Below are 24,915 nucleotides of genomic sequence, written 5' to 3' on the forward strand. Positions count from 1 at the left end.
TATAGGGATTGAAGGAGGGACACCGTGAAGGAATTAGTCCCGGCAGATCCGGAGGCGGATAGCGTCGCCTCCGTGGACGGCTACACGTATAAGGTAAGGGTAGTCAACCATGGCACCGGTTTCCGTGCCCACCTCTCCTGGCAGCGTTTCGGCGCGGCAAAGCCGTCCAACTGCGAGGCAGAGCAAATGACGCCGCTGTTTTCCAACCCACGCTCGGCCATGATCGAAGGCCACTCACTTGCCGAGGAGTTCATCCTCGCCTGGCGCGGCACTGTAGCGCCTTAAACCCTCAACAGGCCGCGAAAGCCGCGCGCCGCGTAATACGATTCTGCCCCGTTGTGGTAGACAAATACCTGGCCGTAGCGGCGGTCGCAAAACAATGCGCCGCCCAGTTTGCGGATCGCGGCCGGCGTCAGGACCCAGCTTGAAGTTTTCCGGTCGAATTCACCCAGCGTTTGCAAGTAGCGGTACTGTTCCTCGCTGAGCAGCTCCACGCCCATTGCCGCCGCCATTGCTGCCGCGCTGCCGGCTGGTTTGTTTTCCCTGCGCGCATCGAGCGCCGCCTGGTCGAAGCACAGGCTGCGGCGGCCAGTTGGGCTCTCCGGTGCGCAGTCGCAGAAAATGATCTCGCCGCTGGCGGCATCGACGCCGACCACATCGGGCTCGCCACCGGTTCGCTCCATTTCCTCCAGCACGGCCAGCTTGCCGCCGTGTGCCACTAGCCGCGCCTGGACCTGCGCCCAGTCCACGCCGGCATGCCGCTGCATATTGTCCCCAAAACGCTGCCTGAGTACTTCGACGATTTTCTCCATCCGGCGATGGTAGCACCGCTGAAGGAACATTTCTGCTAGATTGTGAAACGGGGCATGCAATCGGAGAAACAATTGGGATCAGAACAAAATTACACCCCGCATTTCCTCGCCGGCGGCGGCGAAATGGGGGAACTGATCCGACATCACGACTGGCGGGGGACTCCGCTTGGCCAGGCTGAACACTGGCCATCCGCACTGAAGATCGCCATGCGTCTGATGCTGACTTCGCGCTAGGCGATGTTCATCTGGTGGGGACCGCATCTGCTGCAGTTTTACAACGATGCGTTCCGGAAATCCCACGGCCCAGGCTGCGACCCGCAGGCACTCGGGCAGCCGGGTTTTGGCTGCTGGGGAGGACCGCCGGAGGTCATCGGGCCGGAAATCGCGGAAGTCATGCTGGGCCACGGCGCCGTGTGGCATGAAGATTACAGCCTGAGCCCCATTGAAGACGAACAGAAGGTCCATGGCGTGCTCGCAATTTGCAGCGACATCACAGTCCAGCAGACCTACCACGCCTTGTTCAGCTCGACCGACCAGGCATTCAGCGTGCTCGAACCGATGCGTGCCGCCGACGGCTCGATTATCGATTTCCGCTATCTTGAAGCCAATCCTGCATTCGAGCGCCATATGGGCGTCACGGACCCGACCGGCCGCAGTGTGCGCGCAGTCTTTCCACCCGTGGAAGAAGAATGGATCGAGGACATCAGCGAGGTTGCCAAATCCGGCCAGGCGCTGCATCGCCAGCGCAAGCTTAGCTGCGTAGGCCGCTGGTTCGACCACGACCTGTTCCCGATCGGGGCACCGGGCACGCTGATTGGCATGCTGTCGCGCGATATTACTGCGCAAAAGGAGAATGAAGCGCTGCTAAACACCATCCTCGAGGTGGCGCCGGTAGCGATCGGCGTGGCCGACCAGGACGGCGCCATCACCCGTGTCAACGAGGAGATCCGCCGCATTTGGGGCCGCGTCCTGCCCATGTCGAAGACGGTTGAGGAATACGGCGAGTGGAAAGGCTGGTTTGCGCGCGGCACGCCACGCGCGGGCCAATTGCTGGCGCCGGAGGAATGGCCGCTGGCGCGCGCCGTGCGCGGCGAGGAACTGGCGCGCGAACTGGTCGAGATCGAGACGTTCGACGATCCGCCGCAACGCAAATCCATCCTGACCTCGGCCGCCCCCATCCGCGACGAAGCCGGCAAGCCACGCGGCGCGGTGGTGGCGCTGATGGATGTCAGCGACCGCGTCGCTGCGGAAGAGGAACTGCGCCAGGCGCACAAGCGCAAGGACGACTTCCTGACCGTGCTGGCGCACGAAATGCGCAACCCGCTGGCGCCAATTTCGGCGGCGGCCGAATTATTGCGCATCGCATTCGCCGACAATCAAGCAATCCAGCACACCAGCGCTGTCCTGGCCCGCCAGGTCGCCCATATGACCGAACTGCTCGACGACCTGCTCGACATATCGCGCGTGAGCCGCGGCCTGGTCACGCTCGAACTGGCCGAACTGGACGCGAAGCATTACGTGGCCATGGCGGCGGAACAGGCGCATCCCTTGCTCGAAGCGCGCCACCATACGCTCACCGTGCAGTGCAGCCCGGAGCCGGCCATCGTGAAGGCGGATAAACGGCGGCTGCTGCAAATCCTGGCGAACCTGTTGAACAACGCCGCAAAATACACGCCCGAGCATGGCCGCATCGAGGTGCGCATAGATGTGCTGGAGGAGGAAATCAGGATCACGGTCAGCGACAACGGCATCGGCATGACGCCAGAATTCCTGGAGCAGGCTTTCGACATGTTTTCGCAAGCTGGCCACCAGCTGCTGCCAGCCCAATCCGGCGTGGGCATTGGCCTCGCCCTGGTCAGGAAGCTGACCGAGCTCCAGGGCGGCACCGTCCACGCGGCGAGCGATGGTCTGGATAAAGGCTGCGCCCTGACTTTGAGCCTGCCGCGCGTCAAAGCCGGTGGCGCCCCGCCATCCCCGCGACCACCCGTCGCCAACGCGCCCTGCATCCCAGCCGCCAGGTCCCTGCTACTGGCGGATGACAATACCGACGCCGCGGAAATGCTGGCAACCCTGCTGCGCACCGCAGGACACGAGGTGGCGGTGGTCCATACCGCACGCGACGCAATCGCCTATTCCGCGCACCACCAGCCGGATGCCTGGCTGCTTAACATCGGCCTGCCCGACATGGACGGTTACGAACTCGCGCGGCGCCTGCGCGCATCCGGCGAGCGGCGCATGCTGATCGCCATTACCGGTTTCGGCCAGACCTCCGAAGTGAGCCAGGCTTTCCAAGCCGGTTTCGACTACCATTTCGTGAAGCCGATACCCATCGAGCGCCTGTGCGAGCTGCTGGCTTACGGCCACTTGCGCGTGGAACACAGCGCCTAGGAATTTCTGGACTTGCGCTCTTTCCTGAACAGCCACGGCTCCTGCGGGCGCCGCTCGGACCACAGGCCCACCCGCGCAAAGCGCGCCATCGCCTCGATGGCCGGCAAAGCGGCGTCGTGGTTGTACTGCGTGTAGACCCAGGCCATGCCATTGCGCACCTGCGCCACATTGGCGTTGATGGCGTCGCAATGCACTACCGCCACGGTGCGGCCGTAGCGGTCCTTCTTTGCGCCATCCAGGGTGGCGTTGCGGCCAAAGCATAACTCGGAGAGCGCTTGCTTCGACCGTGCGCCGTAAGGCTGCGCCTTCTCCGGCGCATCGATGTTGGCCAGGCGGACTTTGAGCGGACGGCCCTTGTTCAGCACCGTCAGCGTGTCGCCATCAGAAACCCCAATTACCGTTGCCGCAGACGCGTTGGTGCAGGCCAGCGCCAGGGCCAAGACCAATTTCTTCATTCAACCCAGCTGAATCCATCCCGCGCCAGCAGCGCAAACGACTCCGACGGGCCCCAGGTGCCGGCCGCGTAGGTATTCGGTTTCTCAGCCAGTTCTTCCCAGCCATTGATGATCGGCTCGGCCCACTCCCATGCCGCTTCCAGCTCGTCGCGGCGCATGAAGTGCGTCAGGCGGCCGCGCACCACGTCGATCAGCAGGCGCTCGTACGCTTCGGCGCGGCGCTGCGGGAAGGCGGACTGCAGGTCGAGGTTTAGCGCCACCTGCTGCATCTGCATGCCGCTGCCTGGCTGCTTGGCCATCAGCTGCAGCTTGATGGCTTCTTCCGGCTGCAGCTCGATCACCAGGCGGTTGGCCACGCCGGCCGGATTTTCCGGGAACAGCGGGAACGGCGGATTGGCGAACTCGATCACGATCTTGGACGAGCGGCGCTGCATGCGCTTGCCGGTGCGCAGGTAGAACGGCACCTTGGACCAGCGCCAGGTGTCGACATAGGTGCGCAGCGCCACGAAGGTTTCGGTGCTGCTGTCGGCCGGTACATTCTTTTCTTCCAGATAGCCTGGTACTTCCTGGTTGCCGCTGACGCCGCGTACGTACTGGCCGCGCACGGTGTCGCGCGCGATGCTGGCCAGGCTGAAACGGCGCAGCGAGCGCAGCACCTTAAGCTTTTCGTCGCGCACCGCGTCCGGCGCCAGCGAGGCCGGCGGCTCCATCGCCACGATGCACAGCAATTGCAGCAGGTGGTTCTGCACCATGTCGCGCATGGCGCCGGCGCTGTCGTAGAAACCGGCGCGGCTGCCGACGCCCACTTCTTCCGCCACGGTGATCTGCACGCTGGTGATATTCGGCGCACGCCACAGCGGTTCCAGGATCGAATTACCGAAGCGCAGCACCATCAGGTTCTGCACGGTTTCCTTGCCCAGGTAATGGTCGATACGGTAGATCTGCGATTCCTCGAAATGCTTGCCGACCGCTTCGTTGATTTCCACCGCCGACGCCAGGTCGCGGCCCAGCGGCTTTTCCAGCACCACGCGTGCATTGCGGTCAACCAGGCCGGCGGCGGCCAGCTTGTCGCAGATGGTGGTAAACAGCGACGGCGCGGTGGCCAGGTAGAACACGCGCTCGGCACCCGGGCGGGATACTTTTGCCAGCGCTTCCGCGCTGTCCTGCTGCACGTCGATCCGCACGAATTCCAGCAGCTGCAGGAAGCTGTTCCAGGCTTCGGTGGTGAAGTTGGCGGCGGCGATGAAGTCGCGCGAGTGCTCCTCGACAAAGGCCAGGTAGGCTGCGCGGTCGAATTCCTGGCGGCCGGTGGAAATGATGCGGGTCGCAGGCGGCAGGTTGCCGTGCAGGTGCGCCATATACAGCGCCGGCAGCAGCTTGCGCATGGCCAGGTCGCCCACCCCGCCAAAGATGATCATGTCGAGTGGGAGACCGGTTTCGGCTTGGGTATTGGATGTCATGTCGAGGCTAAGTGCAGTCAGGGTAGCAAGTCAGAACCCTAATAATACCCAAAGTCTCATTTTTCGGCAGGAAGCAGCCCGGGCCAGCGTTCGAGCCAGCAGCAGGTGTGGTCGAATTCGGCAATTTCGACCACGCTGGCGCGCGGGTGGCGCAGCGCGAACGAGCGCAAAACGGCCGGCGGCACGTTGGCATCGCGCCCGCCCGCGTAATGGCGCTGGGCGACGCCTGGCGGCAGCGCCGGCGCAGTTGCCGGGTTGAGCGAGCCGGCCAGGGCGCTGTAGCCATGCAGCCGCGTCCAGCTATCGATATCGAGGTTGGCGGCGATGGTCACGACACCTGTCGCCTCCGGCATCTGTGCCGCCATCAGCCACGCCAGGGTGCCGCCGCCGCTGTAGCCGACCAGGACGACATGGCGATGCGGCTGCGCTGCCAGGTAGCGGCGCAGCGCTGCCACCATGCTGCCCACCACTTGCGGCGAATAGCGTTCATGGGTCCATTGCAGCGGCCCGCACTCCGGCGCCGTTTGCAGCTGGAAGTAGCATGGCCGCCCAAGGAACAGGCGCGGCCCCGAGTCCTTCGCCATCAGCTCGAGGGCATAGGCCGTGCGCGGCGTCGGGTCGGCGGCGACGCGGTCGATGCTGGACCACGGTGTGCCGTCATGTTCGACGTAGACATGCAGGGTGCCGCCTGCCCTGCCCGCCTGCGCGGCATAGGCGCGGTGCTCGAAGCCCTGCCCTTGCAGCTGCATCGACGCAAACCCCAGCGCCGCCGCGCGCCGCTCAAAGCGTTCGGCCGGCGTGGCACAGGCGGCCAGTGCGGCCGCCAGCGCCAAACCGGCCAGGCGCCCTATGCGCACCTCAGAACTGCATGCGCAGGCCGGCCGTGACGGCGTATCCCGTCTCGTCCTTCAAGCCGGCCGCAGTGCTGAACTGGGCAAACCCGGAGACGTAGTTCGGCATTGTCATGCTGGTGCCGATCGCCAGGATGGCGAAGTTGCGGGTCGGGTTGGCAGTCGCAATCGTAAAGCGGATGCCGTTCGGGTCATTGACATAGCGCGAAGTGAGCGCCGGGCTGCCGTCCTTGAACTCATGCATCCACTGCGCGCTGAAGTAAGGCGCCAGCACGGCCGACGAAGTATTGACCGTGGTGCCTATCTTCGCGCCCAGCGCCGACTGCAACGACTCGATTGTGCGCGCGTTGACGACCAGCCCCAGGCCCGCCACCGGCTCGCTTTCCGAGAACGCCTTGTTGCGCACGTGGATGTAATTGAGGCGCGCGCTGGGCGTGATGGTGTAGCTGTCCGAGCGGATATCCTTGCCCATCCCGAGTGCGGCCGACCATTGGTCGCCCTTCGGGCTGGAGGTCGCCACGGTGAAGATGCCCGGCACTACCGCCGTGTTGTTCGACGGGATATTGATATTGCGCCGGGAATCGTAATCAACGTCGCTGTACGAAACCAGGCCGTCAACATACCAGTCGTCGCGATAATAGGTGGCGTAGCCGATTGCGCCGGTCGTCTTGGCTTCCACGCGGCCCAGTCCAAGCTCGTATTTCGCGGACGTGTCGCTATAGCTGATAGCGCCGCCAACCACGAAGGAATCGCTGGTGCGGTAGTCGGCGCCGGCCAGGATGTTGTAGCTGTGCTGCTTATAACCATCCTGCAGCGTGGTCTTGTCGATGGTGCCCCAGTTGTAGGAGACGTTGATAAAGCCACCCGTCTTGCCGCCTAACACGTCGTCGGCAGCCGCGCCGCCGCCGGTGACGCTCTGCCCGTTCATGCCAAGCACCAGGCCGCGCGCTCCGCCGCGCAGGCTAAGCATGCGGGCGCCGATGGCGTTCATCTTGACCGACTCGGTACCGATCTGCTTTTGCGCATTGGCCTGCACCGGCGCCAGCGCCTGGATGGCAGTGGCCAACTGGCCTTCGCTCAGCTTGAGGTCCAGGAAGCCCGCCCCCGGCGGTGCACCCGCCGTCGCCGTGCTGACCATCTTGCTGCATGAGAGGGCCAGCCGCTGCACCGGCGTGCCATCGGGATTCGGCTGGATGCCGAGGGTGCCGACTAGGTTGGCGCAGACCTTGAGGATGCCGTCCGCAACCGGCCGCTGCAGTTCGTTGAATTTACCGGGCAATGGTCCGGGATCGAATATCTGCTGGGCCGAAACGTTCGTTGTGAAGGCAGCCATCACAGCACACGCACAACATGTCATTCGATAGGCATTCATCGGAATTCCCTCCTTGTAATCAGTACATCTTTTGACATTTAGTGCTGACAGTCAATGTGATAACTCAACGCTGGCGTAAAGAATTGCGATATTTGCGATTTCCCGACAGAAGCATTTTAGAAGCCACCATGCGAAGCCTCGAAGCGTCTAAAGTATCTGCATGGAGGATGCCTATGAGCCGAAGCAAAACATGGTGGCTGGCGGCAGCACTACTTCTTTTTTGCACAACGAGTCCGGCTGACACCGCGCGCGATGCGGATGCGCTGCTGATCGTCGATTGCGCACTCCCCGCGCAAGTACGCCAGCTTGGAACTGGCATTACCTACCTGGCACCGCGCCGTCCCACCAAGACCACTGCTTCCGACTGCGCCATCCGCGGCGGCGAATACGTGGCCTACGACCGCGCCAACCTCGCCACCGCGCTCAAGGTCTGGTTGCCGCAGGCGGAGGCCGGCGACCAGGTGGCGCGCACCAACGTCGGCGAGATTTATGAGAAGGGCATCGGCGCCGCGCCCGACTACGCCAATGCCGCCAAGTGGTACCGCCTGGCGGCAGACCAGGGCTATGGCCGCGCGTTGACCAATCTTGGCTTCCTCTACGAGCGCGGGCTTGGCGTCGCCAAGGACCCGGTGATGGCGTTGCAGCTGTATCGCAAGGCCACAGGCATTGCGGGAACCATCAACCTGGACGCAGAAGGCTCCGACGACATCGAGTCCCTGCGCAAGGAGCTCGAACGTACCAAGCAACAACTGGAAGACTCGCGCCGCCAGCTCGATGAGCAGCGCTTGAAGTCGAACCGCGAGATCGGGCGCCTGCTCGAACAAAAGCAGAAAGCCACCAGCGCCGATGAAAAGCAGCGACTGGAAACTCTGCTCAAGGCACGCGAGGCCGAACTGGCGCGGCAGAAGGACAGTATCGACCGGCTGGAGAGCAAAGTCGCCAAGCTTGAAACCGCAGGCCCGCCGCGCAAATCCGCCGGCGGCGCGGGCGCACCCACCATCCAGATCATCGACCCGAAGGTTGTGGTCACGCGCGATGTCATGACCGTCAAGGTCCGCAGCGGCGTGCGGATATGGGAAATCACCGGGCGCGTGAATGCGCCGGCGGGCCTGATCGCGCTGACTGCCAACAATGTCGCTCAAACGGTCGACAACAATGGCATGTTCAAGACCATGGTCGAACTGGGAAGCGGCAAGACCAAGGTTGCGCTGCTGGCCATCGACGGCAACGGCAAGGTCTCGCAACTCCAGTTTTTCCTCGAACCGGACGCCAACAGCACGACGCCCACTGCCGTCGCACCGACAAAAATGAGCGGTGTGAACTCAGGCAGCTACTACGCGCTGGTCATCGGCAACCAGCAGTACAGCAAGATGCCGCCGCTGGATACGCCGGAAGCGGACGTCAAGGACCTGGCGCCCATCCTGCGCGACAACTACGGTTTCAAGGTCACGCTGCTGCTGAACGCCACGCGCTACCAGATCCTCACCGAGATGAATAAGCTGCGCGGCGTGCTGACGGAGGAGGACAACTTGCTGATCTACTACGCCGGCCACGGTGAGCTCGACCAGGTCAACGGCCTGGCCAACTGGCTACCGATCGACGCGGAGCCCTCCAGCAACGCCAACTGGATCTCCAGCTCCAGCCTGACGGAAATGCTGAACGCCATGGCGGCCAAACATATCCTGGTGGTGGCCGATTCCTGCTACTCCGGCGCATTGACCCGTTCCTCCATCGGCCAGCTCGAATCAGGGCTGAGCGACGAGGCGCGGCTGGACTGGCTGAAGCAGATCGGCGCATCGCGCTCGCGCACCGCCCTGACCAGCGGCGGCCTGGCGCCCGTCATGGATGGCGGCGGCGGAAAATACTCCATCTTCGCTTCGGTCCTGATCGACGTGCTATCGCAGAACAAGGACGTACTGGAAGGCATGCGCCTGTATCGCGAAGTATCCGCGCGCGTCGTCAACATCGCGCGGCGCCAGAAATTCGAGCAACGCCCCACCTACGGCGCCATCCGCTTCGCCGGCGGCGACGCCGGCGATTTCCTGTTCGTGCCCAAGTGAGCTCAACCGCGCGCTGCCCTTAGCGCTAAAGTCTTATCATGTGGCTACCCTTCTTTCCGTTGTGATGCCATGGGGAGATCACATGACTGATTCGAAAATGAGGGATTTGCTGGGGCTGTACCGATCGATCGAGGCGCTTGAGTGCAAATCCGCAGAGCTCTATGCGAGCCTGCTCAATACCCAAAAAGGAACCCTGCCCGGGAAATTCTCCGTCGAAGGCCGCAAATTGTTGGTGGACGTTTTTGGCCACCGCCTGGAAGCGGCGCCGCGCGTCATACGGGCTCCGTATGGTGAGTTCTCCGTGGAGTTCGTGTTCCGGGCCCCGGCGTTGCAGCTCAACGAGGTTTGGCGCTTCTACCTTAACCTCGATGGCTCGCTGACCCTGAACGAAGACCGGCACGGCAGCCCAACGCCGGTAAGCCATCTCGGAAACGAATACACCTGGAAGCATCTACTCGAGAGGCTTTTTGACGCGGTGCTGCGTTCCGCGCTATTCTCTCCCACGCCGCCTCCCTGAAGGAGAACATCATGATGATCGCACGCTGGCATATCGACGCCCGCTTCGGGCACAAACAGACCGTCATCGACTCGCTCAAAGCATGGCATCGCGATATCGGTTCACAGATTGGCTGGACACTCGACAAAGTGCGCATCACAACCGGATCGGTTGGCGCGCTGGAATCGAGCATTGAAGTAGAAATTCAGATTGAAGACTTGGCGGCCCTCGACCGATCCTGGAAACAGCTGGCCACCATCGAAGCGCACCGGCAATGGAGCAAAGAACTTGAACCCAACGTGGTTTCAGCTACGCCGCGCTGGGAGATCTATCGCGTCGTCTGAAAAAGAAAAAACCTCGATCAACGACAGATGCTGCGGGATCTCGACAAGCAAATGCTTGTCGAGTTACTCAGTTATGCGTACTTCGCCCGCACGCAGTCGGATGATCCAGCCCTTCAATTGGCCGGTCAAAGCATTCAACTTGGCCTCGCGTTCCAGGAGTTCATCCACACTGACAGCGATATCGCCAGTGACGCGACCAGCCTCAATATCAGTCCGATAGGCGGCGACTTTTTCGAGCGCGGCGTGAACAGATGCGAGCTTGGTCTCAAGCCGTTCAACATGAGCGGCTGCGGCAAACCGGTTTTCTTCGCGCTTTTGGTCAAACATCCAGTGCGCCCACCTGGTTGTACCTAATACGCGCGTCGCTTCATCCTTGAGCATCCACATGAAGTTTGTAGCGTTCTCAAAATTGCCGGTCAGGCAGCCCGCGGAGAATTGGTGGCAATTATCCATCAGCAGCCCATAATCACGGCGTTTGCCGATCATCGATCGGGCGCGCTCTGCAACCACCACAGATCCTACAGCGCCCGTCCCATTTGATGAAACGTAAATCGCCAGGCCAGTCGACAGTCCCCCTAGCCGATTCATGAACGTCTGTGCGGACACGGATTCAATTTCCCCATCACCATTCAAATGCACGATCTGACCGTCACCTATAAAGACGCCAGAATGCTCGGCAACGCCTGTGACGATGGATGAATAGAGGATAGACCCAGGGACAGGCTCATCGATGATGCCGCCCGAAAAGCTATCGTAAGCCACTTTGGAGCCCCAAAGCCCCAGCAAGTAATACGCCGCAACAGGAAACATAGTGCTCCGACTTTGATTTAGACATCACCTGCGTTAGGACGAAAAAAAACGGCCTCGTTTCCGAGGCCGTTTTTTCGTATTCTGGCGGAGAGGGTGGGATTCGAACCCACGGTAGGGGGACACCCTACGCCTGATTTCGAGTCAGGTACATTCGACCACTCTGCCACCTCTCCAGGTACTGCAACTTAACGGTGGTCGCCGTTGAGAGCCAAGATTATAGCAGCCCTTTCGAAAAATGGAAGGGCTATTTTCAACTTTATGCTACGAGCTTGGTCAGGCCACCCATATAAGGCTGCAGGACGGCAGGAATCTCCACCGAACCGTCAGCCTGCTGGAAGTTTTCCAGCACGGCGACCAGGGTGCGGCCCACTGCCAGGCCGGAGCCGTTCAGGGTGTGCAGCAGTTCCGGCTTGCCTTGCGCGTTGCGGAAGCGGGCCTGCATGCGGCGCGCCTGGAAGGCTTCGCAGTTCGACAACGAGGAGATTTCACGGTAGGTGTTCTGCGCCGGCAGCCACACTTCCAGGTCGTAGGTCTTGGCGGCGCCAAAGCCCATGTCGCCGGTGCACAGCTGCATCACGCGGTATGGCAGGCCCAGGGACTGCAGGATGAATTCAGCCTGGCCCACCATTTCTTCCAGCGCTTCGTACGACTTCTCAGGATGCACCACCTGGACCAGTTCAACCTTGTCGAACTGGTGCTGGCGGATCATGCCTTTGGTGTCGCGGCCGGCGGAACCGGCTTCGGAACGGAAGCATGGGGTGTGGGCGGTCACCTTGATCGGCAGCGTTTCAACCGCCACGATCTCGTCGCGCACCATATTGGTCAGCGAGACTTCGGAAGTCGGGATCAGGTAGAAGTTCTGGCCTTCACCTTCCGCGCCGCCCTTTTTCACCGAGAACAGGTCGGCTTCGAACTTAGGCAGCTGGCCAGTGCCCATCAGCGATTCGGCATTGACCATGTAAGGGGTGTAGCACTCGGTGTAGCCGTGCTTGTCGGTGTGGGTGTCCAGCATGAACTGCGCCAGTGCGCGGTGCAGGCGTGCGATGCCGCCCTTCATGACGCTGAAGCGGGAACCGGTGAGTTTGGTAGCGGTTTCGAAATCCAGACCCAGCGCGACGCCTACGTCTGCATGGTCTTTGACTTCGAAGTCGAAGCTGCGTGGGGTGCCGACTTTGCGGACTTCCACGTTGGCCGTTTCATTGGTGCCGGTCGGCACGGACTCGTGCGGCAAGTTCGGCACGGCCTGCAGGAAGGTGCTCATTTTCTCCTGCACGACAGCCAGTGCGGCTTCGTTATTTTTCAGCTCATCGCCGAGACCGGCCACTTCGGCCATCACGGCGGAGGTATCTTCCCCTTTGCCCTTCAACATACCGATCTGCTTGGACAGCGAGTTGCGCTTGCTTTGCAGTTCTTCGGTACGCATCTGGATGGCTTTACGCTCGCCTTCCAGGGCATTGAAGCCAGCTACGTCCAGCTGGAACTTGCGGGTCGCCAGTTTGGCGGCGACAGTATCAATGTCTTTACGGAGAAGTTGGATGTCAATCATGTTTTGGGTGCCGCTACGATCAAATTATCGAAAGGGGCAATTGTACCAAGTTGACAGCACAACGACTGAGTTTTGCGCCCTCCGGCGTTGTACTGTCAGATCAGGGCGGCTTTTTCAGCTGCGGTCAAGCGCTTGGCGGCGACGACCACGGTCGGGATGCTGGTATCGGCCTTGGCGACTACCGGGTCAGCAGCGACGTACAGCACTGGGGTGGTAGCGGTTGCGTAGCTGGTGACGATGCCCAGGGCGGCTGCGACAACGAAGATCGCTTCAAAGTTTTTCAGGACGTTCATGATGTTCTCCTTCAGGTCAGTGTTAAGTTGCTTCCGTGCTTCCATGGTTACACTGTACCTAAAGGCTCCCTGCCCTGCCTTGGGCTTGCGACGAAACGCAAAAATGACGGAATGAACGGCGTTTTATGCGCCCTGCAGCCAGCCCATGACCGCATTGTTGAACGCTTCCGGCTGCTCGCGCATGACCCAATGGCCGCTGCGGAAGGCGATCACCCTGCTGTCCGGCTTGGACTGGATGGCCTGCTCGAAGCTGCGGGTGTGGAAGGGAAACGGCTTGCGCTTGCCGTAGATATAAAGCATGGGCCAGCGCAGCTTGAACGGCAAGGCGCCCTGGGTGGGACTGGCGGCGCGCAGCCAGGTAACTGCATGGGGTAGCTGCAGGCGGGAGCAGGCTTCACGCGCAGCACGGCTGTTCTTGGCGGCTGCATTCAGCCGGTGATGGGCCCAGGCCAGCCGCAAGCGGGTTTTCCAGTTCAGCGAGGAGCGGTAAGTCAGCTGGCTGGAGCCCCCAATGCCGACGGCAATCACGCGGCTGACCAGTTCGGGGTAGCGCAGTGCAAATTGATAGCCAAAGATGCAGCCCCAGTCGCTGAGCATCAGGATCACCGGGCGGCCGCCATTGACGGCCAGCACGGTATCGGCGAAGAGCTTGGTGACCTCGTCCAGGGTATGGCTACCCTTCGCCCTCTGGCTCGGGAAGCTGAACCTGACGCAACGGTAGGTGGAGGAAAACTCCTCCACCTGGGCGTCCCACAGGCTGCGGTCATATGGCCAGCCGTGAATCATCATGATGACGTTCTCACCGGCGCCATCCACATGGATGGTTACACCATCAACAATGAGCTCAGCCATTCCTGCCCCCATTAGAACAATAACAACATCGTAACGGGCAGAAATTTAAATGTAAATACTTGACGCAGCAGCTTTTATTTCAGGCTACGCGCAGAAATTCCAATCGCGAATCAGTCTTTGCCGGGGTGAAACCAATTACCGACACATCCACCAGCGCATTGGCCACAAACGGGTCCTGCGCCAGGCGTTCCTGCAGTGCCGCCTCGTCGATGCCCCGGACCAGGATGCCGCCGCCCGGATGGCCCTGCAGGTTGCCGGCAGCGAGGAAAATGCCGTCGTCGAAGCCGGCTTGCAGCCATTCCTTATGGGCTGGCAGGTGCGGTGCGAGCAGATCTTTGCTTCCAGTTATCTTTAGCGAAACAACAAACATGATTCCTCCCTGGCTTTCAGCCATTGGTGTAGTTGCGAAACCTCGTGTTGGATAAATGCCGCATCGTCAAAGGCGTTGGCCAGCGTGGCGATGCCCTGGCTGCGGGCCAGCAGGTGCATGGCCAGGCTGTCGGCGTCGGCTGCGCCAAGCTGCTGGAACTGCTCGCAGAGCCAGGCGCGGAACAGGGAAAACAGCGTATTGGCCTGCGGCCGGGCCGGGTGCTCGAGCTTGGCCAGTTCGGTGCACAGGGTGCCGACGGGGCAGCCGTTGCGGCGGATGGCGGGGGCGTTCATGACCATCATGTTAATGAAGCGGCCGATCCGTTCGATGGGCGTGGCGCCACTGGCGGCCCAGGCGTCGAGCATGGCTTGCGTCTTCTCCCGGCGCAGTTCGATGACTGCGGCCAGGATGTCATCCTTGGTTTTGAAGTGATAGTAAAAATTGCCGCGCGATAGTTCGACTGCGGCGGCAATGTCGGTAAAGCTGGTGTGGCCATAGCCGCGCTCGTAGAACAGGCGGTCGGCGGTTTCGACGATGCGGGCGCGCGTAGCGGTGGTCGGCTTATTCATGCCGACAAGCATAGGACAACCGTCCTACGATGTCAAGAAATTAAGATTTTCGGGCTTCTTCGTCCAGCTTGCGCAAGTAGGCCAGCTTGTCGGCGATCTTGGTTTCCAGGCCGCGCGGGACAGGCTGGTACCAGCCTGGTTCGGCCATGCCATCCGGCAGGTAGGTTTCGCCGGCGGCGTAGGCGTCCGGCTCGTCGTGGGCGTAACGGTATTCGTGACCGTAGCCCAGCTCTTTCATCAGCTTGGTCGGCGCGTTGCGCAGGTGGACCGGGACCTCGCGCGATTTGTCACGGCGGACGAAAGCCATGGCGGCGTTGTAGGCGTTGTAGCCGGCATTGCTCTTGGCGGCGACGGCCAGGTAGATCACAGCCTGGGCCAGCGCCAGCTCGCCTTCCGGGGAGCCGAGGCGTTCGTAGGTGGCGGCGGCATCGTTGGCCATGGTCAGGGCGCGCGGGTCGGCCAGGCCGATGTCTTCCCAGGCCATGCGCACGATACGGCGCGACAGGTAGCGCGGGTCGGCGCCGCCGTCGATCATGCGGCAGAACCAGTACAGGGCGCCGTCCGGGTTCGAGCCGCGCACCGATTTGTGCAGGGCCGAGATCTGATCGTAGAAATTGTCACCGCCCTTGTCGAAGCGGCGCGCGTTCAGGGTCAGCGCATTCTGCACGAAGTCGCCGGTGACCTTGTTGGTGCGTGCGGTGGCGGCGGCGGTCTTGGTCTGTTCCAGCAGGTTGAGGAAACGGCGCGCGTCGCCGTCGGCGTAGCCGATCAGGGTGTCGATGGCCAGTTCGTCGAACTCCAGGTCCGGCATGGAGCGTTCGCGGGCGCGCGCCAGCAACTGGCGCATCTCGTCTTCGGTGAGCGCCTTCAGCACATAGACCTGTGCGCGCGACAGCAGCGCGGAATTGACCTCGAACGATGGGTTCTCGGTGGTGGCGCCGATCAGGGTTACCAGGCCGGATTCCACGTACGGCAGCAGCGCATCCTGCTGCGCCTTGTTGAAGCGGTGGATCTCGTCGATGAACAGGATGGTCTGCTTGCCATTGGCGACAAACTGCTCCGCCTGTTCAATGGCGGCGCGGATGTCCTTCACCCCGCCCAGCACCGCCGAAATGGCGATGAACTCGCAGTCGAAGGCGCGCGCCGACAGGCGGGCCAGCGTGGTCTTGCCCACGCCGGGCGGGCCCCACAGGATCATGGAGTGCGGCTTGCCGGACTTGAACAGCAGGTTCAGTGGCTTGCCTTCGCCCAGCAGGTGGCTCTGGCCGATCACGTCCGCAACGGTGTGCGGACGCAGCGCTTCGGCCAGCGGCGGGGTGGGCTCAGGGGCGAACAGGTCTTGCGTCATCATGATTCCTTAATTGTTGATGACGTCCGCACCCTTTGGCATGACAAATTTAAAGCTTGCTGCATTCAGCGCTGGATTTTTTTCAAACTTCTTGAACGACAGGATGGAAGTCTGGCCGAAGCTGTCCTTCAGTTCCATCGCCTCTGGCGTGCCGTTTTTCAGGCCGATCAGGATTTGCTCGAAGCTGGAATCCTTGGCTTTCGGGGTGGCTTTCAGCCATTCCAGGCCATCGCGGGTGCCGGCTTCGGACAGGGTGAAGTTCTTTTCCAGGTCGTTGGAGCCGAACAGGATGGCGGCCGGCGACGAGCCCAGGGCATCGCCCAGCTTGCGCACGGTGACCTGGTTCAGGTCCTTGTCGTAGATGAACAGCTGCTCGCCATCGGCCTGCAGCACCTGCTCGTACGGCTTGGCATACGACCAGATGAATTTGCCCGGGCGGGCGAAGGAAAAGCTGCCGGACGACTGCTTATCCTTGCTGCCCTGCGCCACAACCTTCTGCGTAAATTCGCCCTTGGCGGCCTTGGTGCTGCCGACAAATGCCTTGAACTGGTCCAGGGCCGAGGCGCCGGCTGCGCCTGCAAACAGCAGGCCGGCGGCCAGCAGGGCCGCCATCGTTTTGGTGTGCTTCATATGAATCCTTATTCCGCCGAGGCGGTAGGCGCGATGATCTCGCGGTTGCCGTTCGACTGCATGGCCGATACAACGCCGCTGTTTTCCATCTGTTCCAGCAGGCGTGCGGCACGGTTGTAGCCAATGCGCAGGTGGCGCTGTACCAGCGAGATCGAGGCTTTGCGGTGCTTCAGCACGACCTGCACGGCCTGGTCGTACATTGGGTCGGCTTCGCCGCCGCCCTCGCCGCCACCGCCAGCCACGGCGCCGTCGCCGCCCTCTTCCAGCGTGCCGCCTTCCAGGATGCCTTCGATGTAATTCGGCTCGCCTTGTGCTTTCAGGTGGTTCACCACGCGATGCACTTCGTCATCCGAGACAAAGGCGCCGTGTACGCGGATCGGCAGGCCGGTACCGGGCGGCATATACAGCATGTCGCCCATACCAAGCAGCGTTTCCGCACCCATCTGGTCAAGGATGGTGCGCGAGTCGATCTTGGACGATACCTGGAACGCAATACGGGTCGGGATGTTCGCCTTGATCAGGCCAGTAATCACGTCCACAGATGGGCGCTGGGTCGCCAAAATCAAGTGCAGGCCTGCCGCACGTGCTTTCTGGGCGATACGCGCGATCAGTTCTTCCACCTTCTTGCCGACCACCATCATCAGGTCGGCCAGTTCGTCGATGATGATGACGATGGTTGGCAGTTTTTCCAGCGGTTCCGGCGCGTCAGGCGTGATCGAGAACGGGTTCGGGATCTTTTCTTCGCGCTTGGCCGCTTCGGCGATCTTGGCGTTGTAGCCGGCCAGGTTACGCACGCCCAGCTTGGACATCAGCTTGTAGCGGCGCTCCATCTCGTTCACCGCCCAATTCAGGGCGTGGCCGGCCTGGCGCATATCGGTAACGACCGGCGCCAGCAGGTGCGGGATGCCTTCGTAGACCGACATTTCCAGCATCTTCGGGTCGATCAGGATCATGCGCACGTCATGCGGGTCGGCCTTGTACAGCAGCGACAGGATGGTGGCGTTAATACCAACGGACTTACCGGAGCCGGTGGTACCCGCCACCAGCAGGTGCGGCATCTTGGCCAGGTCGGCTACCACCGGCTTGCCGGCGATGTCCTTGCCCAGCGCCACGGTCAGCGGCGAGTGGTTGTCGTTATAGACTTTGGAGCCGAGGATCTCGGTCAGGCGCACGATCTGGCGCTTTGGATTAGGCAGCTCCAGCGCCATGTAGTTCTTGCCTGGGATGGTCTCGACCACGCGGATCGACGTCAGCGACAGCGAACGCGCCAGGTCGCGCGCCAGGTTGACGATCTGGCTACCCTTCACGCCGGTCGCCGGCTCGATCTCGTAGCGGGTCACGACCGGGCCCGGATAGGCGGCAACGACCTTGGCTTCCACGCCGAAGTCGGACAGCTTCTTCTCGATCAGGCGGCTGGTGAACTCCAGCGTTTCCACGGCCACGGTTTCCTGCTGCGGCGGCGCGTCGTCCAGCAGCGACAGCGGCGGCAGGTCGGTATTTTCGATTTCCTGGAACAGGGCGCCCTGCTTTTCCTTGATGGCGCGTTCGGATTGCACCACCTGGGTAACCTGCGGCTCGATCTTGACGATAGGCGGAGGCGGCGCTTCCGGCGGCATATCGAGCGGCTTCGGATGCTTTTCTTCGTGCTTGACGCGTTCCTTGACGACTTTCTCCTCGCGCTGCACCACGGCCACGTCGCCCTGGCGGCGGTCTTCGCGCATTTCCATGCGGGCGCGGAACCAGTCGATGCCCAGCTCAATCCATTCACCGATCTTCTCGGCCACCGACATCCACGACACGTGGAAGAACAGGCTGAAACCAATGCCGAACAGGAGCAGCAGCACCAGGGTAGCGCCGGTAAAGCCCAGGCCCACGTGGGCGCCATGGCCAATCAGCTCGCCCAGCACGCCGCCCGGTGCGCGCGGCAGCTGCACTTTCAGCGTGTACATGCGCAGGAATTCCAGTCCCATGGAGCCGACCAGCATCAGGCCGAAACCGATCACGCGGATGATGCCGACCTGGTGGTGCTCGGGGTCTTCTTCCTTCTCCAGCACGAATTTGCTGGTCAGGCGGCGATAGCCCTGCCACACCACGCGCAGCATATAAATGCACCACCACCAGGCGGAAAAACCGAAGATGAACAGCATCAGGTCGGACAGCCAGGCGCCGCCACGGCCGCCCAGGTTATACACCTGGCTCACCACATTATTGTGCGACCAGCCCGGATCATGCCGGTTGTAGCTGGCCAAAATCAGGACGAAATACAGGCAAACGACGAAAAGCGCGAAAAATCGCGCTTCGGACAGCAGGCGGACCAGCCGGTTCGGTAAGGGCTGGCGTTCGGTGACATTGCGAGTGTAACCAGAAGTTGTCTCTTGACTCTTCTTACTCATTTACTCGTTGCTTAGAGGCAAAAATTCCATATTGCGCTTATTCTAAGCTATTAGTGGCCCAATGGGTGTTCGCTTATAATCTCGGTTTGCCCGGGGAGGCAGACTTGTAGCATCCATGCGCCACCCCATATAGAGACATACACTAACTAAGTAAAGAATCCGCCATGACTACTACCAAACACGCCAAAGTCCTGATTCTTGGCTCCGGTCCTGCAGGCTACAGCGCCGCAATCTACGCCGCCCGCGCCAACCTGAACCCGATGCTGGTGACCGGCGTCGAACAAGGCGGCCAGCTGATGACCACCACCGACGTGGAAAACTGGCCAGCCGACCCGATGGGCGTCCAGGGTCCGGACCTGATGCAGCGCTTCCTGCAGCACGCGGAGCGCTTCAAGACCGAGATCGTGTTTGACCACATCCACACCACCCACCTGAACGAAAAACCGATCCGCCTGATCGGCGACAGCAATGTCTACACCTGCGACACGCTGATCATCTCCACCGGCGCGTCGGCCCAGTATCTGGGCCTGCCATCGGAGCAGGAGTTCATGGGCCGTGGCGTGTCCGCCTGCGCCACCTGCGACGGTTTCTTCTACCGTGGCCAGGAAGTGGCCGTGGTTGGCGGCGGCAACACCGCCGTGGAGGAAGCGCTGTACCTGTCGAACATCGCCACCAAGGTCACCCTGGTGCACCGCCGCGACAAGTTCCGCGCCGAGCCTATCCTGGTGGACCGCCTGATGGCCAAGGTCGCCGAGGGCAAGATCGTGCTGAAGCTGAACGCCAACCTGCATGAAGTGAAGGGCGAGCAGTCCGGCGTGACCGGCATCGAAATCAAGCATAACAACGGTGAGCTGGAACAGATCGCCGTGCACGGCCTGTTCATCGCCATCGGCCACAAGCCGAACACCGGCATCTTCGAAGGCCAGCTGGAAATGAAGGACGGCTACATCAAGACCCGTACCGGCACCGAAGGCATGGCGACCGCCACCTCCGTACCGGGCGTGTTTGCCGCCGGCGACGTGCAGGACCACATCTACCGCCAGGCCATCACCAGCGCCGGTACCGGCTGCATGGCCGCACTGGACGCGCAACGCTATCTGGAAGCGCAAGAGTGAAAAGTTTCGCCGACCTGAAAGGCCTGGGCAAGCAGCTCAAGGAACAGCAAGAGCAGCGCGAGGTTGAGGAGAGGGAGCGCGCCAAGCAAGCCAAGGCCGCTGCCGCCGCAGCCAATGTGTTCCAGTCCTCGATGGCCGGCGTGCAGAAAATGAAGCCGTCCGACCGCTATGTGCCGCCTGTGAAGGCGCCGGTCGTGGCGGGCCGCCCTGCCCCTTCCGCCAAGCGCGGTCCGCTGACGGCGGAAGAACAGGCGGCAGACGATGCGAAAGTGCTGCAGGAATCCATGCTGTCGGACCTGTTCGACGTCGAGCACTATATGGAGGAAGACCCGGCGCTGAACTACAGCGCGCCCGGCATCGGTCCGGACGTGATGAAGAAGATGCGCAAGGGCCACTGGCCGGTGCAGGATGAACTGGACCTGCATGGCAAGCGCCGCGACGAGGCGCGCCAGGCGGTCGACGACTTCCTGCTGAAAGCCATGCGCCGCAATTACCGCTGCGTGTGCGTGATCTACGGCCGCGGCTTCGGCTCGCGCGGCGGCGAGCCGGTACTGAAGTCCATGGTCCACTCCTGGCTGGTGCAGACCGACGGCGTAATCGCCTTCTGCCAGGCCCGCGCCGAAGAAGGCGGCGAAGGCGCCATCATGGTGCTACTGCGCGCCGCCCTGGTTCCCCAGCGCTGATTTACCCTCGCGGGCGGGCGGCGAGGCAGTAATGCCGCCCAGCCGCACCTCACGGTCAAAGCCGCCCACATCGATACCGCCGCTCACGCCGCTCATCTTCGTCTCGCCGCACTGCAGTTTTCCATCCACTACGCCCATGCATACCCATGCCGAGCCGCCGCTATGTGCAAGGCCCAATGAAAAGGCCGGCATCTGCTGCGACAACAGATATCCCATTGGCGGGTAGGACAGCTTCGTCTGTTTGGTGGCGTGCAGGTTGCCGGTCAGGCTGAGCACCACCGCATCCGGATTACTGCGCGCCAGCGCTGCCACATTCTCGGCCATGATGCGGTCACGCGTGGCTGGGTTCCATTTCTCGCCAGGCGGCACGGCAAACTGGCTGCGGCGCATGTCCATCGCGGCCAGAATGAGAGGCGCGCCCGCCTTGCGCAGCACGCGCGCCTGTTCAATCACTGCCATCATGGCCTCGCTGCCGCGTCCATCCTTCATCTTGCCGAAAGCGCTGGCCAACAGGGGGTGGCGCACCGTCTCGCCCCCATCTGAAACCAGATAGTCGTCAAGCTCCGGCTGTGCATCGCTCGAAATTTCCAGCGCCAGCACCACCTTGCGTCCCTGTGACAGCAAGCTGCAGGCAAGGCCGGACACAAAGGCAGGCATCTCATTGGTGCCATGCAGTTCGCCCACCAGGATCACGCGTTCCCGGATTGTGGCAGGGTCCAGCAGGGTCTGTGGCTGGCATGGCAGCGGCGCAGCGTGGGCGCCGGCGGTGGCCGCCTGGGCGGTGGCGGCCAGGAGTAGTTTAAGCATATTGCGGATTTTACAACCCCATAAAGAGGCTGCCAAGCTGCGGTCGACTTGCAGTTTTTGCTAGTGCAATGCTAACCTTTGGCCTCCCTCTCGCCACCCAGAAGAACATGAAAATTGTCCCCGCCGTCTCCCTCATCACCATCATCGAGGTCGTGGCAATCCTGGTTGGGGCCTTTTCCGGCTTTATCGAAGCGCGCCGCAAGCGCATGGATATTGTGGGCGTGTTCATCGTGGCGTTCATCACCGCGTTCGGCGGCGGCACCATCCGCGACATCCTGCTCGACCGCCGCCCCCTGTTCTGGGTCGCGCACCAGGAATACACTATCCTGCTGTTCGTGGTGGCGCTGGTGGCAGCGCCTTTCGTCAAGCAGATCCGCCACATCGTTTCCGAGCGACTGATCGTGATTGCCGACGCGGTCGGCCTGGGCCTGTTCGCCGTGGCTAGCGTATCGACCGCGCTGGCGGCGGACATGCCGATCTTCGTGGCGGTGATGATGGGCGTTATCACCGGCATTTTCGGCGGCGTGCTGCGCGACATTATCTGTAACGAAGTGCCGATGGTCTTCCGCGACGGCAAACCATACGCGCTGTGCGCCTTCTTCGGCTGCTGGTTCTACATCGCGCTGCAATACACCACCGTATCGGACGACGTGGCCCTGTGGTCCAGCGCTGCCCTGATCACCGTGATGCGCCTGGTGGCCTGGCGCTTCGACCTGAAACTGGGCCGCCCATAGTGTGGACAATTCGCGAATGTTCGAATAGTTGAACTTAAGTTACGCCGCCTGCTGCCTATAATCGGCAAAAAACACTACAGCCGGCCCACCATTGTTTACCTTTGACGTTGCAACCGCGACTTTCCTGATCGGCTTCCTCTCCCTGCTGATTGCATGCGCCTTCCGCGGCCCCGGCACGCACTTCCTGGACGGCAGCGCCAGCGGGCAATGGGCCCTGTCGGCCCTGCTGGGTGCAGCGGCAGCCTTCCTGACCACATTCGGGGCCGGCCTGCCGCCGCTGTTCACGACCGTGGCCGACAATGTGCTGTCGATTGCCTGCCTGGTCTTCGTCCATCGCGGCATGGCCATCTTTATCGGCGTGCCGCCGCCGGACCGCGCCTACTGCGCCGCCCTGGCGGTAAGCACACTGGCCTTCGCCTGGTTTGGCCTGATCCAGCCCCAATTGGAGATCCGCATCGCCATCGTCGCGCTGGCACGCGCCGGCTTCTGCTGCGCCACGCTACTGCTGCTGGCCCGTCCCGACCTGCCCTTCGGTGCCCGCTACCTGGCAGCCATCCTGGCAATGGCCTGCGCCTGGAACATCATGCGTCTGGCGGTGGCCATGGCGACCGACGCCGATAGCACGCAGTTCCTGCGCGCCGGCACCTCGTTCGCCGTCATGGCAGCAATTGGCGGCATCCTGAACGTTTTGATCAATGCCTTCCAGTTCCGGCTTGCCAGCGAACGGATTTGCGACGAACTGGCCGGACGCGCCAGCCGCCTCACCGCACAGCGCGACGAGCTGCACGCCATCGTGCTCGAACGCACGGCCGAACAAAGCCGCCTGGCCAATACCGACAGCCTGACCGGGCTGGCCAACCGCCGCCACTTCATGGAACACGGCAGCCGGGAAGTCAGCCGCGCGCGCCGCTATCGGCAGCCGCTGGCCATGCTGCTGCTCGATATCGACCACTTCAAGGAAATCAACGACAACTTCGGCCACCCTGCTGGCGACAAAGTGATCGCGGCAGTGGCCAATGCCTGCCGCACCTCGGGGCGCGGCAGCGACCTGGCCGGCCGCATTGGCGGCGAAGAATTCGCAGTACTGCTACCAGAAACCAACGCCATAGCCGCACAGCTGGCAGCCGAGCGTTTGCGCCGCAAGATCGCGGACCTCGACCTGGCCGCGCACGGCATCACGCGCGCCATCACCGCCAGCATTGGCGTTGCCGTCCTGCAAGGCAGCGAGACCGCACTGGAAGCCCTGCTGGCGCGCGCCGACCAGGCGCTCTACCTGGCAAAGCAGACGGGCCGCAACCGCGTGGTGAGCACATGATTACGCTGCACGTTAGCACCTGCGCGCTGACCATGGGCATTGGCTGCCTGGCGATCGGACTGGCTTATCTCGGCCTGCGCACGGTACGCGATGGCCGCTCCGCTGGTTCCAACTGGAGCATGGCGGCGGCCGCCCAGGGACTGGCCTGGATCTTGGTCGGCCTGCGCGGCCAGATACCGGATGTGCTGTCCATCTTGCTGGTCAGTGTCCTGGCGACCGTCTCCGCCATCCTCCTCTACCTCGGTACGGAAGGCTTTACCGGAACACGCCGCGCGGTGCATCCACTGGCCTGGCTGGTGCTGCTCCTGCTGCAGCTGCTGCCGGTCGCCTGGTTCACCTACTGGCAACCCGACATCAGCGCGCGCCTCATCCTCACATCCCTGGTGCGCACCGCCCTGCTGATTCCCGCCATTGTCCTGCTTTGGCGTACGCCCGCACTGGAAGGCCGCCGCGCGCTGATCGCCCTGCTCGTCACCGATGCGGCCTGGCACCTGCTACGCGCGGCAAGCCTGGCTGGCGACGTACCCATCGCGAACTTCTTCCAGCAAGGGCCGGAACAGGTTCTGACCTTGATGCTGCGCGGCGCCAGCGCCATTTTGATTATCGGCGTCCAGTTCAGCGTAGAAAGCGATAACAGCCGCCGCGCCTTGCAGGCCTGGGCCTGCGGGCTGGAAAGGGAAAGCCAGCAGCTGGAGCAGACCATCCGCCAACGCAACGAGGAATTGCGCAAGCTGGCCACTACCGACTTCCTGACCGGGATGCCGAACCGCCGCGAGTTCCTGGCCCGCGCCGAACAGGAAATCTCACGCGCGCGCCGCCATGGCACGCCGCTGGCTTTGCTGATGCTTGATGTCGACCGCTTCAAGGCGATCAACGACCGTCATGGCCACGCGGCAGGCGACCAGGCCATCGTCGCGATGGCCCGGCATTGTATGAAAGCCTGCCGCGCCAGCGATGTCGCCGGCCGCCTGGGTGGGGAAGAATTCGGACTGCTGCTGCCGCACAGCAGCATGGAGGAAGCGCAGCTGATCGCCGAACGGCTGCGGGAAGGCGCCAGCCAGCTGCCGCTGCCACATGGACGCCTCACCATCAGCGTGGGTGTGGCCAGCCTGGAAGACAGCGACACCGGCTCGGAGTCGCTGCTGCTGCGTGCCGACCGCGCGCTGTACGGCGCCAAAAACGAAGGGCGCGACTGCGTTCGGTGCGGTTGAC

26 protein-coding genes and 1 tRNA gene are annotated in these 24,915 nt (G+C 62.4%); 11 read left to right on the forward strand and 16 right to left on the reverse strand.

From position 1 onward, the window contains the following. The first annotated feature begins 24 nt into the window (after positions 1-24). Positions 25-285, forward strand: a complete 261-nt coding sequence (locus AAHE99_RS11330) for a hypothetical protein (protein WP_342117302.1) — start codon at positions 25-27, stop codon at positions 283-285. On the opposite strand, the gene AAHE99_RS11335 is transcribed toward AAHE99_RS11330, so the two are convergent. After that, positions 282-812, reverse strand: a complete 531-nt coding sequence (locus AAHE99_RS11335; protein ID WP_342117304.1) for a DUF4256 domain-containing protein — start codon at positions 810-812, stop codon at positions 282-284. The two genes, AAHE99_RS11330 and AAHE99_RS11335, sit on opposite strands and share 4 nt — an antisense overlap. A gap of 72 nt (positions 813-884) precedes the next feature. On the opposite strand from AAHE99_RS11335, the gene AAHE99_RS11340 reads away from it, so the two are divergent. Together AAHE99_RS11340 and AAHE99_RS11345 are read left to right on the forward strand one after the other, a co-directional pair. Further along, entirely contained in the window at positions 885-1,046 is a 162-nt protein-coding gene (locus AAHE99_RS11340; protein WP_342117305.1) for a hypothetical protein, read from the forward strand. 3 nt (positions 1,047-1,049) lie between these two features. Next, positions 1,050-3,200 (forward strand): hybrid sensor histidine kinase/response regulator, encoded by a 2,151-nt coding sequence (locus AAHE99_RS11345; RefSeq protein ID WP_342117307.1) that lies wholly within the window; start codon positions 1,050-1,052, stop codon positions 3,198-3,200. On the opposite strand, the gene AAHE99_RS11350 is transcribed toward AAHE99_RS11345, so the two are convergent. Genes AAHE99_RS11350 through AAHE99_RS11365 form a run of 4 tightly spaced genes read right to left on the reverse strand, consistent with a single transcriptional unit; the run spans position 3,197 to position 7,299 of the window. Next, complete coding sequence (locus AAHE99_RS11350; RefSeq protein ID WP_342117309.1) at positions 3,197-3,655, reverse strand: thermonuclease family protein; 459 nt, start codon at positions 3,653-3,655, stop codon at positions 3,197-3,199. The genes AAHE99_RS11345 and AAHE99_RS11350 overlap by 4 nt on opposite strands. After that, positions 3,652-5,115, reverse strand: a complete 1,464-nt coding sequence (zwf, locus tag AAHE99_RS11355) for a glucose-6-phosphate dehydrogenase (RefSeq protein WP_342117310.1) — start codon at positions 5,113-5,115, stop codon at positions 3,652-3,654. The genes AAHE99_RS11350 and zwf overlap by 4 nt, the downstream gene beginning before the upstream one ends. A 56-nt stretch (positions 5,116-5,171) precedes the next feature. Further along, entirely contained in the window at positions 5,172-5,972 is an 801-nt protein-coding gene (locus AAHE99_RS11360; RefSeq protein WP_342117311.1) for an alpha/beta fold hydrolase, read from the reverse strand. 1 nt (position 5,973) lies between these two features. Then, positions 5,974-7,299, reverse strand: a complete 1,326-nt coding sequence (locus tag AAHE99_RS11365; RefSeq protein WP_342117312.1) for an autotransporter outer membrane beta-barrel domain-containing protein — start codon at positions 7,297-7,299, stop codon at positions 5,974-5,976. A gap of 212 nt (positions 7,300-7,511) precedes the next feature. Between AAHE99_RS11365 and AAHE99_RS11370 the strand changes: the two genes are divergently transcribed. From AAHE99_RS11370 to AAHE99_RS11380, 3 genes are all read left to right on the forward strand, one after another. Next, complete coding sequence (locus AAHE99_RS11370; protein WP_342117313.1) at positions 7,512-9,398, forward strand: caspase family protein; 1,887 nt, start codon at positions 7,512-7,514, stop codon at positions 9,396-9,398. 82 nt (positions 9,399-9,480) lie between these two features. Beyond that, a complete protein-coding gene (locus tag AAHE99_RS11375) occupies positions 9,481-9,915 on the forward strand; it encodes a hypothetical protein (protein WP_342117315.1) in 435 nt (144 codons plus the stop codon). Between the two features lie 11 nt (positions 9,916-9,926). After that, entirely contained in the window at positions 9,927-10,238 is a 312-nt protein-coding gene (locus tag AAHE99_RS11380) for a hypothetical protein (RefSeq protein WP_342117316.1), read from the forward strand. Positions 10,239-10,301: 63 nt separating this feature from the next. Here AAHE99_RS11380 and AAHE99_RS11385 read toward each other — a convergent pair whose 3' ends face one another. From AAHE99_RS11385 to AAHE99_RS11430, 10 genes are all read right to left on the reverse strand, one after another. Next, positions 10,302-11,048, reverse strand: coding sequence for a lecithin retinol acyltransferase family protein (locus AAHE99_RS11385; protein ID WP_342117318.1), 747 nt, complete (start codon positions 11,046-11,048; stop codon positions 10,302-10,304). A gap of 82 nt (positions 11,049-11,130) precedes the next feature. Continuing rightward, a tRNA-Ser gene (locus AAHE99_RS11390) sits at positions 11,131-11,221 on the reverse strand. Between the two features lie 83 nt (positions 11,222-11,304). After that, positions 11,305-12,594, reverse strand: a complete 1,290-nt coding sequence (serS, locus tag AAHE99_RS11395; protein WP_342117320.1) for a serine--tRNA ligase — start codon at positions 12,592-12,594, stop codon at positions 11,305-11,307. Positions 12,595-12,689: 95 nt separating this feature from the next. Further along, on the reverse strand, positions 12,690-12,887 hold the full coding sequence (locus tag AAHE99_RS11400; RefSeq protein ID WP_342117321.1) for a hypothetical protein: 198 nt from the start codon (positions 12,885-12,887) through the stop codon (positions 12,690-12,692). A gap of 123 nt (positions 12,888-13,010) precedes the next feature. After that, complete coding sequence (locus tag AAHE99_RS11405) at positions 13,011-13,739, reverse strand: alpha/beta fold hydrolase (protein ID WP_342117322.1); 729 nt, start codon at positions 13,737-13,739, stop codon at positions 13,011-13,013. A gap of 79 nt (positions 13,740-13,818) precedes the next feature. After that, positions 13,819-14,109: a YciI family protein gene (locus AAHE99_RS11410; protein WP_342117323.1), complete on the reverse strand. Its 291-nt coding sequence runs from the start codon at positions 14,107-14,109 to the stop codon at positions 13,819-13,821. After that, positions 14,091-14,678, reverse strand: a complete 588-nt coding sequence (locus tag AAHE99_RS11415; RefSeq protein ID WP_342117325.1) for a TetR/AcrR family transcriptional regulator — start codon at positions 14,676-14,678, stop codon at positions 14,091-14,093. Before AAHE99_RS11415 ends, AAHE99_RS11410 begins: the two co-directional genes overlap by 19 nt. 40 nt (positions 14,679-14,718) lie before the next feature. Continuing rightward, the gene (locus tag AAHE99_RS11420) at positions 14,719-16,029 is read right to left on the reverse strand and encodes a replication-associated recombination protein A (RefSeq protein ID WP_342117326.1); all 1,311 of its coding nucleotides are present in this window, start codon (positions 16,027-16,029) and stop codon (positions 14,719-14,721) included. A 6-nt stretch (positions 16,030-16,035) separates the two neighbouring features. Next, a complete protein-coding gene (lolA, locus tag AAHE99_RS11425; RefSeq protein ID WP_342117328.1) occupies positions 16,036-16,656 on the reverse strand; it encodes an outer membrane lipoprotein chaperone LolA in 621 nt (206 codons plus the stop codon). A gap of 8 nt (positions 16,657-16,664) precedes the next feature. Next, positions 16,665-19,049: a DNA translocase FtsK gene (locus AAHE99_RS11430; RefSeq protein WP_342117330.1), complete on the reverse strand. Its 2,385-nt coding sequence runs from the start codon at positions 19,047-19,049 to the stop codon at positions 16,665-16,667. 164 nt (positions 19,050-19,213) lie between these two features. On the opposite strand from AAHE99_RS11430, the gene trxB reads away from it, so the two are divergent. Next, positions 19,214-20,164 carry a thioredoxin-disulfide reductase gene (gene trxB / locus AAHE99_RS11435; protein WP_342117332.1) on the forward strand — a complete coding sequence of 317 codons (951 nt, stop codon included), beginning with the start codon at positions 19,214-19,216 and terminating at the stop codon, positions 20,162-20,164. Beyond that, positions 20,161-20,847 carry a Smr/MutS family protein gene (locus AAHE99_RS11440; RefSeq protein WP_342117334.1) on the forward strand — a complete coding sequence of 229 codons (687 nt, stop codon included), beginning with the start codon at positions 20,161-20,163 and terminating at the stop codon, positions 20,845-20,847. The genes trxB and AAHE99_RS11440 overlap by 4 nt, the downstream gene beginning before the upstream one ends. Here the strand turns inward: AAHE99_RS11440 and AAHE99_RS11445 are convergent. Beyond that, complete coding sequence (locus tag AAHE99_RS11445) at positions 20,815-21,654, reverse strand: hypothetical protein (protein ID WP_342117336.1); 840 nt, start codon at positions 21,652-21,654, stop codon at positions 20,815-20,817. The genes AAHE99_RS11440 and AAHE99_RS11445 overlap by 33 nt on opposite strands. Positions 21,655-21,761: 107 nt before the next feature. Here AAHE99_RS11445 and AAHE99_RS11450 point away from each other — a divergent pair, with 107 nt between their 5' ends. The 3 genes from AAHE99_RS11450 to AAHE99_RS11460 all read left to right on the forward strand — a co-directional run bounded on the left by AAHE99_RS11450 (position 21,762) and on the right by AAHE99_RS11460 (position 24,914). Then, positions 21,762-22,388, forward strand: coding sequence for a trimeric intracellular cation channel family protein (locus AAHE99_RS11450; RefSeq protein WP_342117338.1), 627 nt, complete (start codon positions 21,762-21,764; stop codon positions 22,386-22,388). Between the two features lie 91 nt (positions 22,389-22,479). Next, on the forward strand, positions 22,480-23,703 hold the full coding sequence (locus AAHE99_RS11455; RefSeq protein WP_342117340.1) for a GGDEF domain-containing protein: 1,224 nt from the start codon (positions 22,480-22,482) through the stop codon (positions 23,701-23,703). After that, on the forward strand, positions 23,700-24,914 hold the full coding sequence (locus tag AAHE99_RS11460) for a GGDEF domain-containing protein (protein WP_342117341.1): 1,215 nt from the start codon (positions 23,700-23,702) through the stop codon (positions 24,912-24,914). Before AAHE99_RS11455 ends, AAHE99_RS11460 begins: the two co-directional genes overlap by 4 nt. The last annotated feature ends 1 nt before the right edge of the window (position 24,915 follow it).

The sequence above is a fragment of the Pseudoduganella sp. OTU4001 genome, assembly GCF_038440195.1.
Taxonomy (GTDB): domain Bacteria; phylum Pseudomonadota; class Gammaproteobacteria; order Burkholderiales; family Burkholderiaceae_D; genus Rugamonas.

Excerpts from the sequence above, each read along its gene's own strand:
- AAHE99_RS11405 (WP_342117322.1), bottom strand. The coding sequence starts at position 13,739 with ATGGCTGAGCTCATTGTTGATGGTGTAACCATCCATGTGGATGGCGCC.
- AAHE99_RS11430 (WP_342117330.1), bottom strand. The coding sequence starts at position 19,049 with ATGAGTAAGAAGAGTCAAGAGACAACTTCTGGTTACACTCGCAATGTC.
- zwf (WP_342117310.1), bottom strand. The coding sequence starts at position 5,115 with ATGACATCCAATACCCAAGCCGAAACCGGTCTCCCACTCGACATGATC.
- AAHE99_RS11410 (WP_342117323.1), bottom strand. The coding sequence starts at position 14,109 with ATGTTTGTTGTTTCGCTAAAGATAACTGGAAGCAAAGATCTGCTCGCA.
- AAHE99_RS11400 (WP_342117321.1), bottom strand. The coding sequence starts at position 12,887 with ATGAACGTCCTGAAAAACTTTGAAGCGATCTTCGTTGTCGCAGCCGCC.
- AAHE99_RS11420 (WP_342117326.1), bottom strand. The coding sequence starts at position 16,029 with ATGATGACGCAAGACCTGTTCGCCCCTGAGCCCACCCCGCCGCTGGCC.
- AAHE99_RS11335 (WP_342117304.1), bottom strand. The coding sequence starts at position 812 with ATGGAGAAAATCGTCGAAGTACTCAGGCAGCGTTTTGGGGACAATATG.
- AAHE99_RS11450 (WP_342117338.1), top strand. The coding sequence starts at position 21,762 with ATGAAAATTGTCCCCGCCGTCTCCCTCATCACCATCATCGAGGTCGTG.
- AAHE99_RS11345 (WP_342117307.1), top strand. The coding sequence starts at position 1,050 with ATGTTCATCTGGTGGGGACCGCATCTGCTGCAGTTTTACAACGATGCG.
- AAHE99_RS11370 (WP_342117313.1), top strand. The coding sequence starts at position 7,512 with ATGAGCCGAAGCAAAACATGGTGGCTGGCGGCAGCACTACTTCTTTTT.
- serS (WP_342117320.1), bottom strand. The coding sequence starts at position 12,594 with ATGATTGACATCCAACTTCTCCGTAAAGACATTGATACTGTCGCCGCC.
- AAHE99_RS11445 (WP_342117336.1), bottom strand. The coding sequence starts at position 21,654 with ATGCTTAAACTACTCCTGGCCGCCACCGCCCAGGCGGCCACCGCCGGC.
- lolA (WP_342117328.1), bottom strand. The coding sequence starts at position 16,656 with ATGAAGCACACCAAAACGATGGCGGCCCTGCTGGCCGCCGGCCTGCTG.
- AAHE99_RS11380 (WP_342117316.1), top strand. The coding sequence starts at position 9,927 with ATGATGATCGCACGCTGGCATATCGACGCCCGCTTCGGGCACAAACAG.
- trxB (WP_342117332.1), top strand. The coding sequence starts at position 19,214 with ATGACTACTACCAAACACGCCAAAGTCCTGATTCTTGGCTCCGGTCCT.
- AAHE99_RS11350 (WP_342117309.1), bottom strand. The coding sequence starts at position 3,655 with ATGAAGAAATTGGTCTTGGCCCTGGCGCTGGCCTGCACCAACGCGTCT.
- AAHE99_RS11375 (WP_342117315.1), top strand. The coding sequence starts at position 9,481 with ATGACTGATTCGAAAATGAGGGATTTGCTGGGGCTGTACCGATCGATC.
- AAHE99_RS11385 (WP_342117318.1), bottom strand. The coding sequence starts at position 11,048 with ATGTTTCCTGTTGCGGCGTATTACTTGCTGGGGCTTTGGGGCTCCAAA.
- AAHE99_RS11460 (WP_342117341.1), top strand. The coding sequence starts at position 23,700 with ATGATTACGCTGCACGTTAGCACCTGCGCGCTGACCATGGGCATTGGC.
- AAHE99_RS11415 (WP_342117325.1), bottom strand. The coding sequence starts at position 14,678 with ATGAATAAGCCGACCACCGCTACGCGCGCCCGCATCGTCGAAACCGCC.
- AAHE99_RS11365 (WP_342117312.1), bottom strand. The coding sequence starts at position 7,299 with ATGGCTGCCTTCACAACGAACGTTTCGGCCCAGCAGATATTCGATCCC.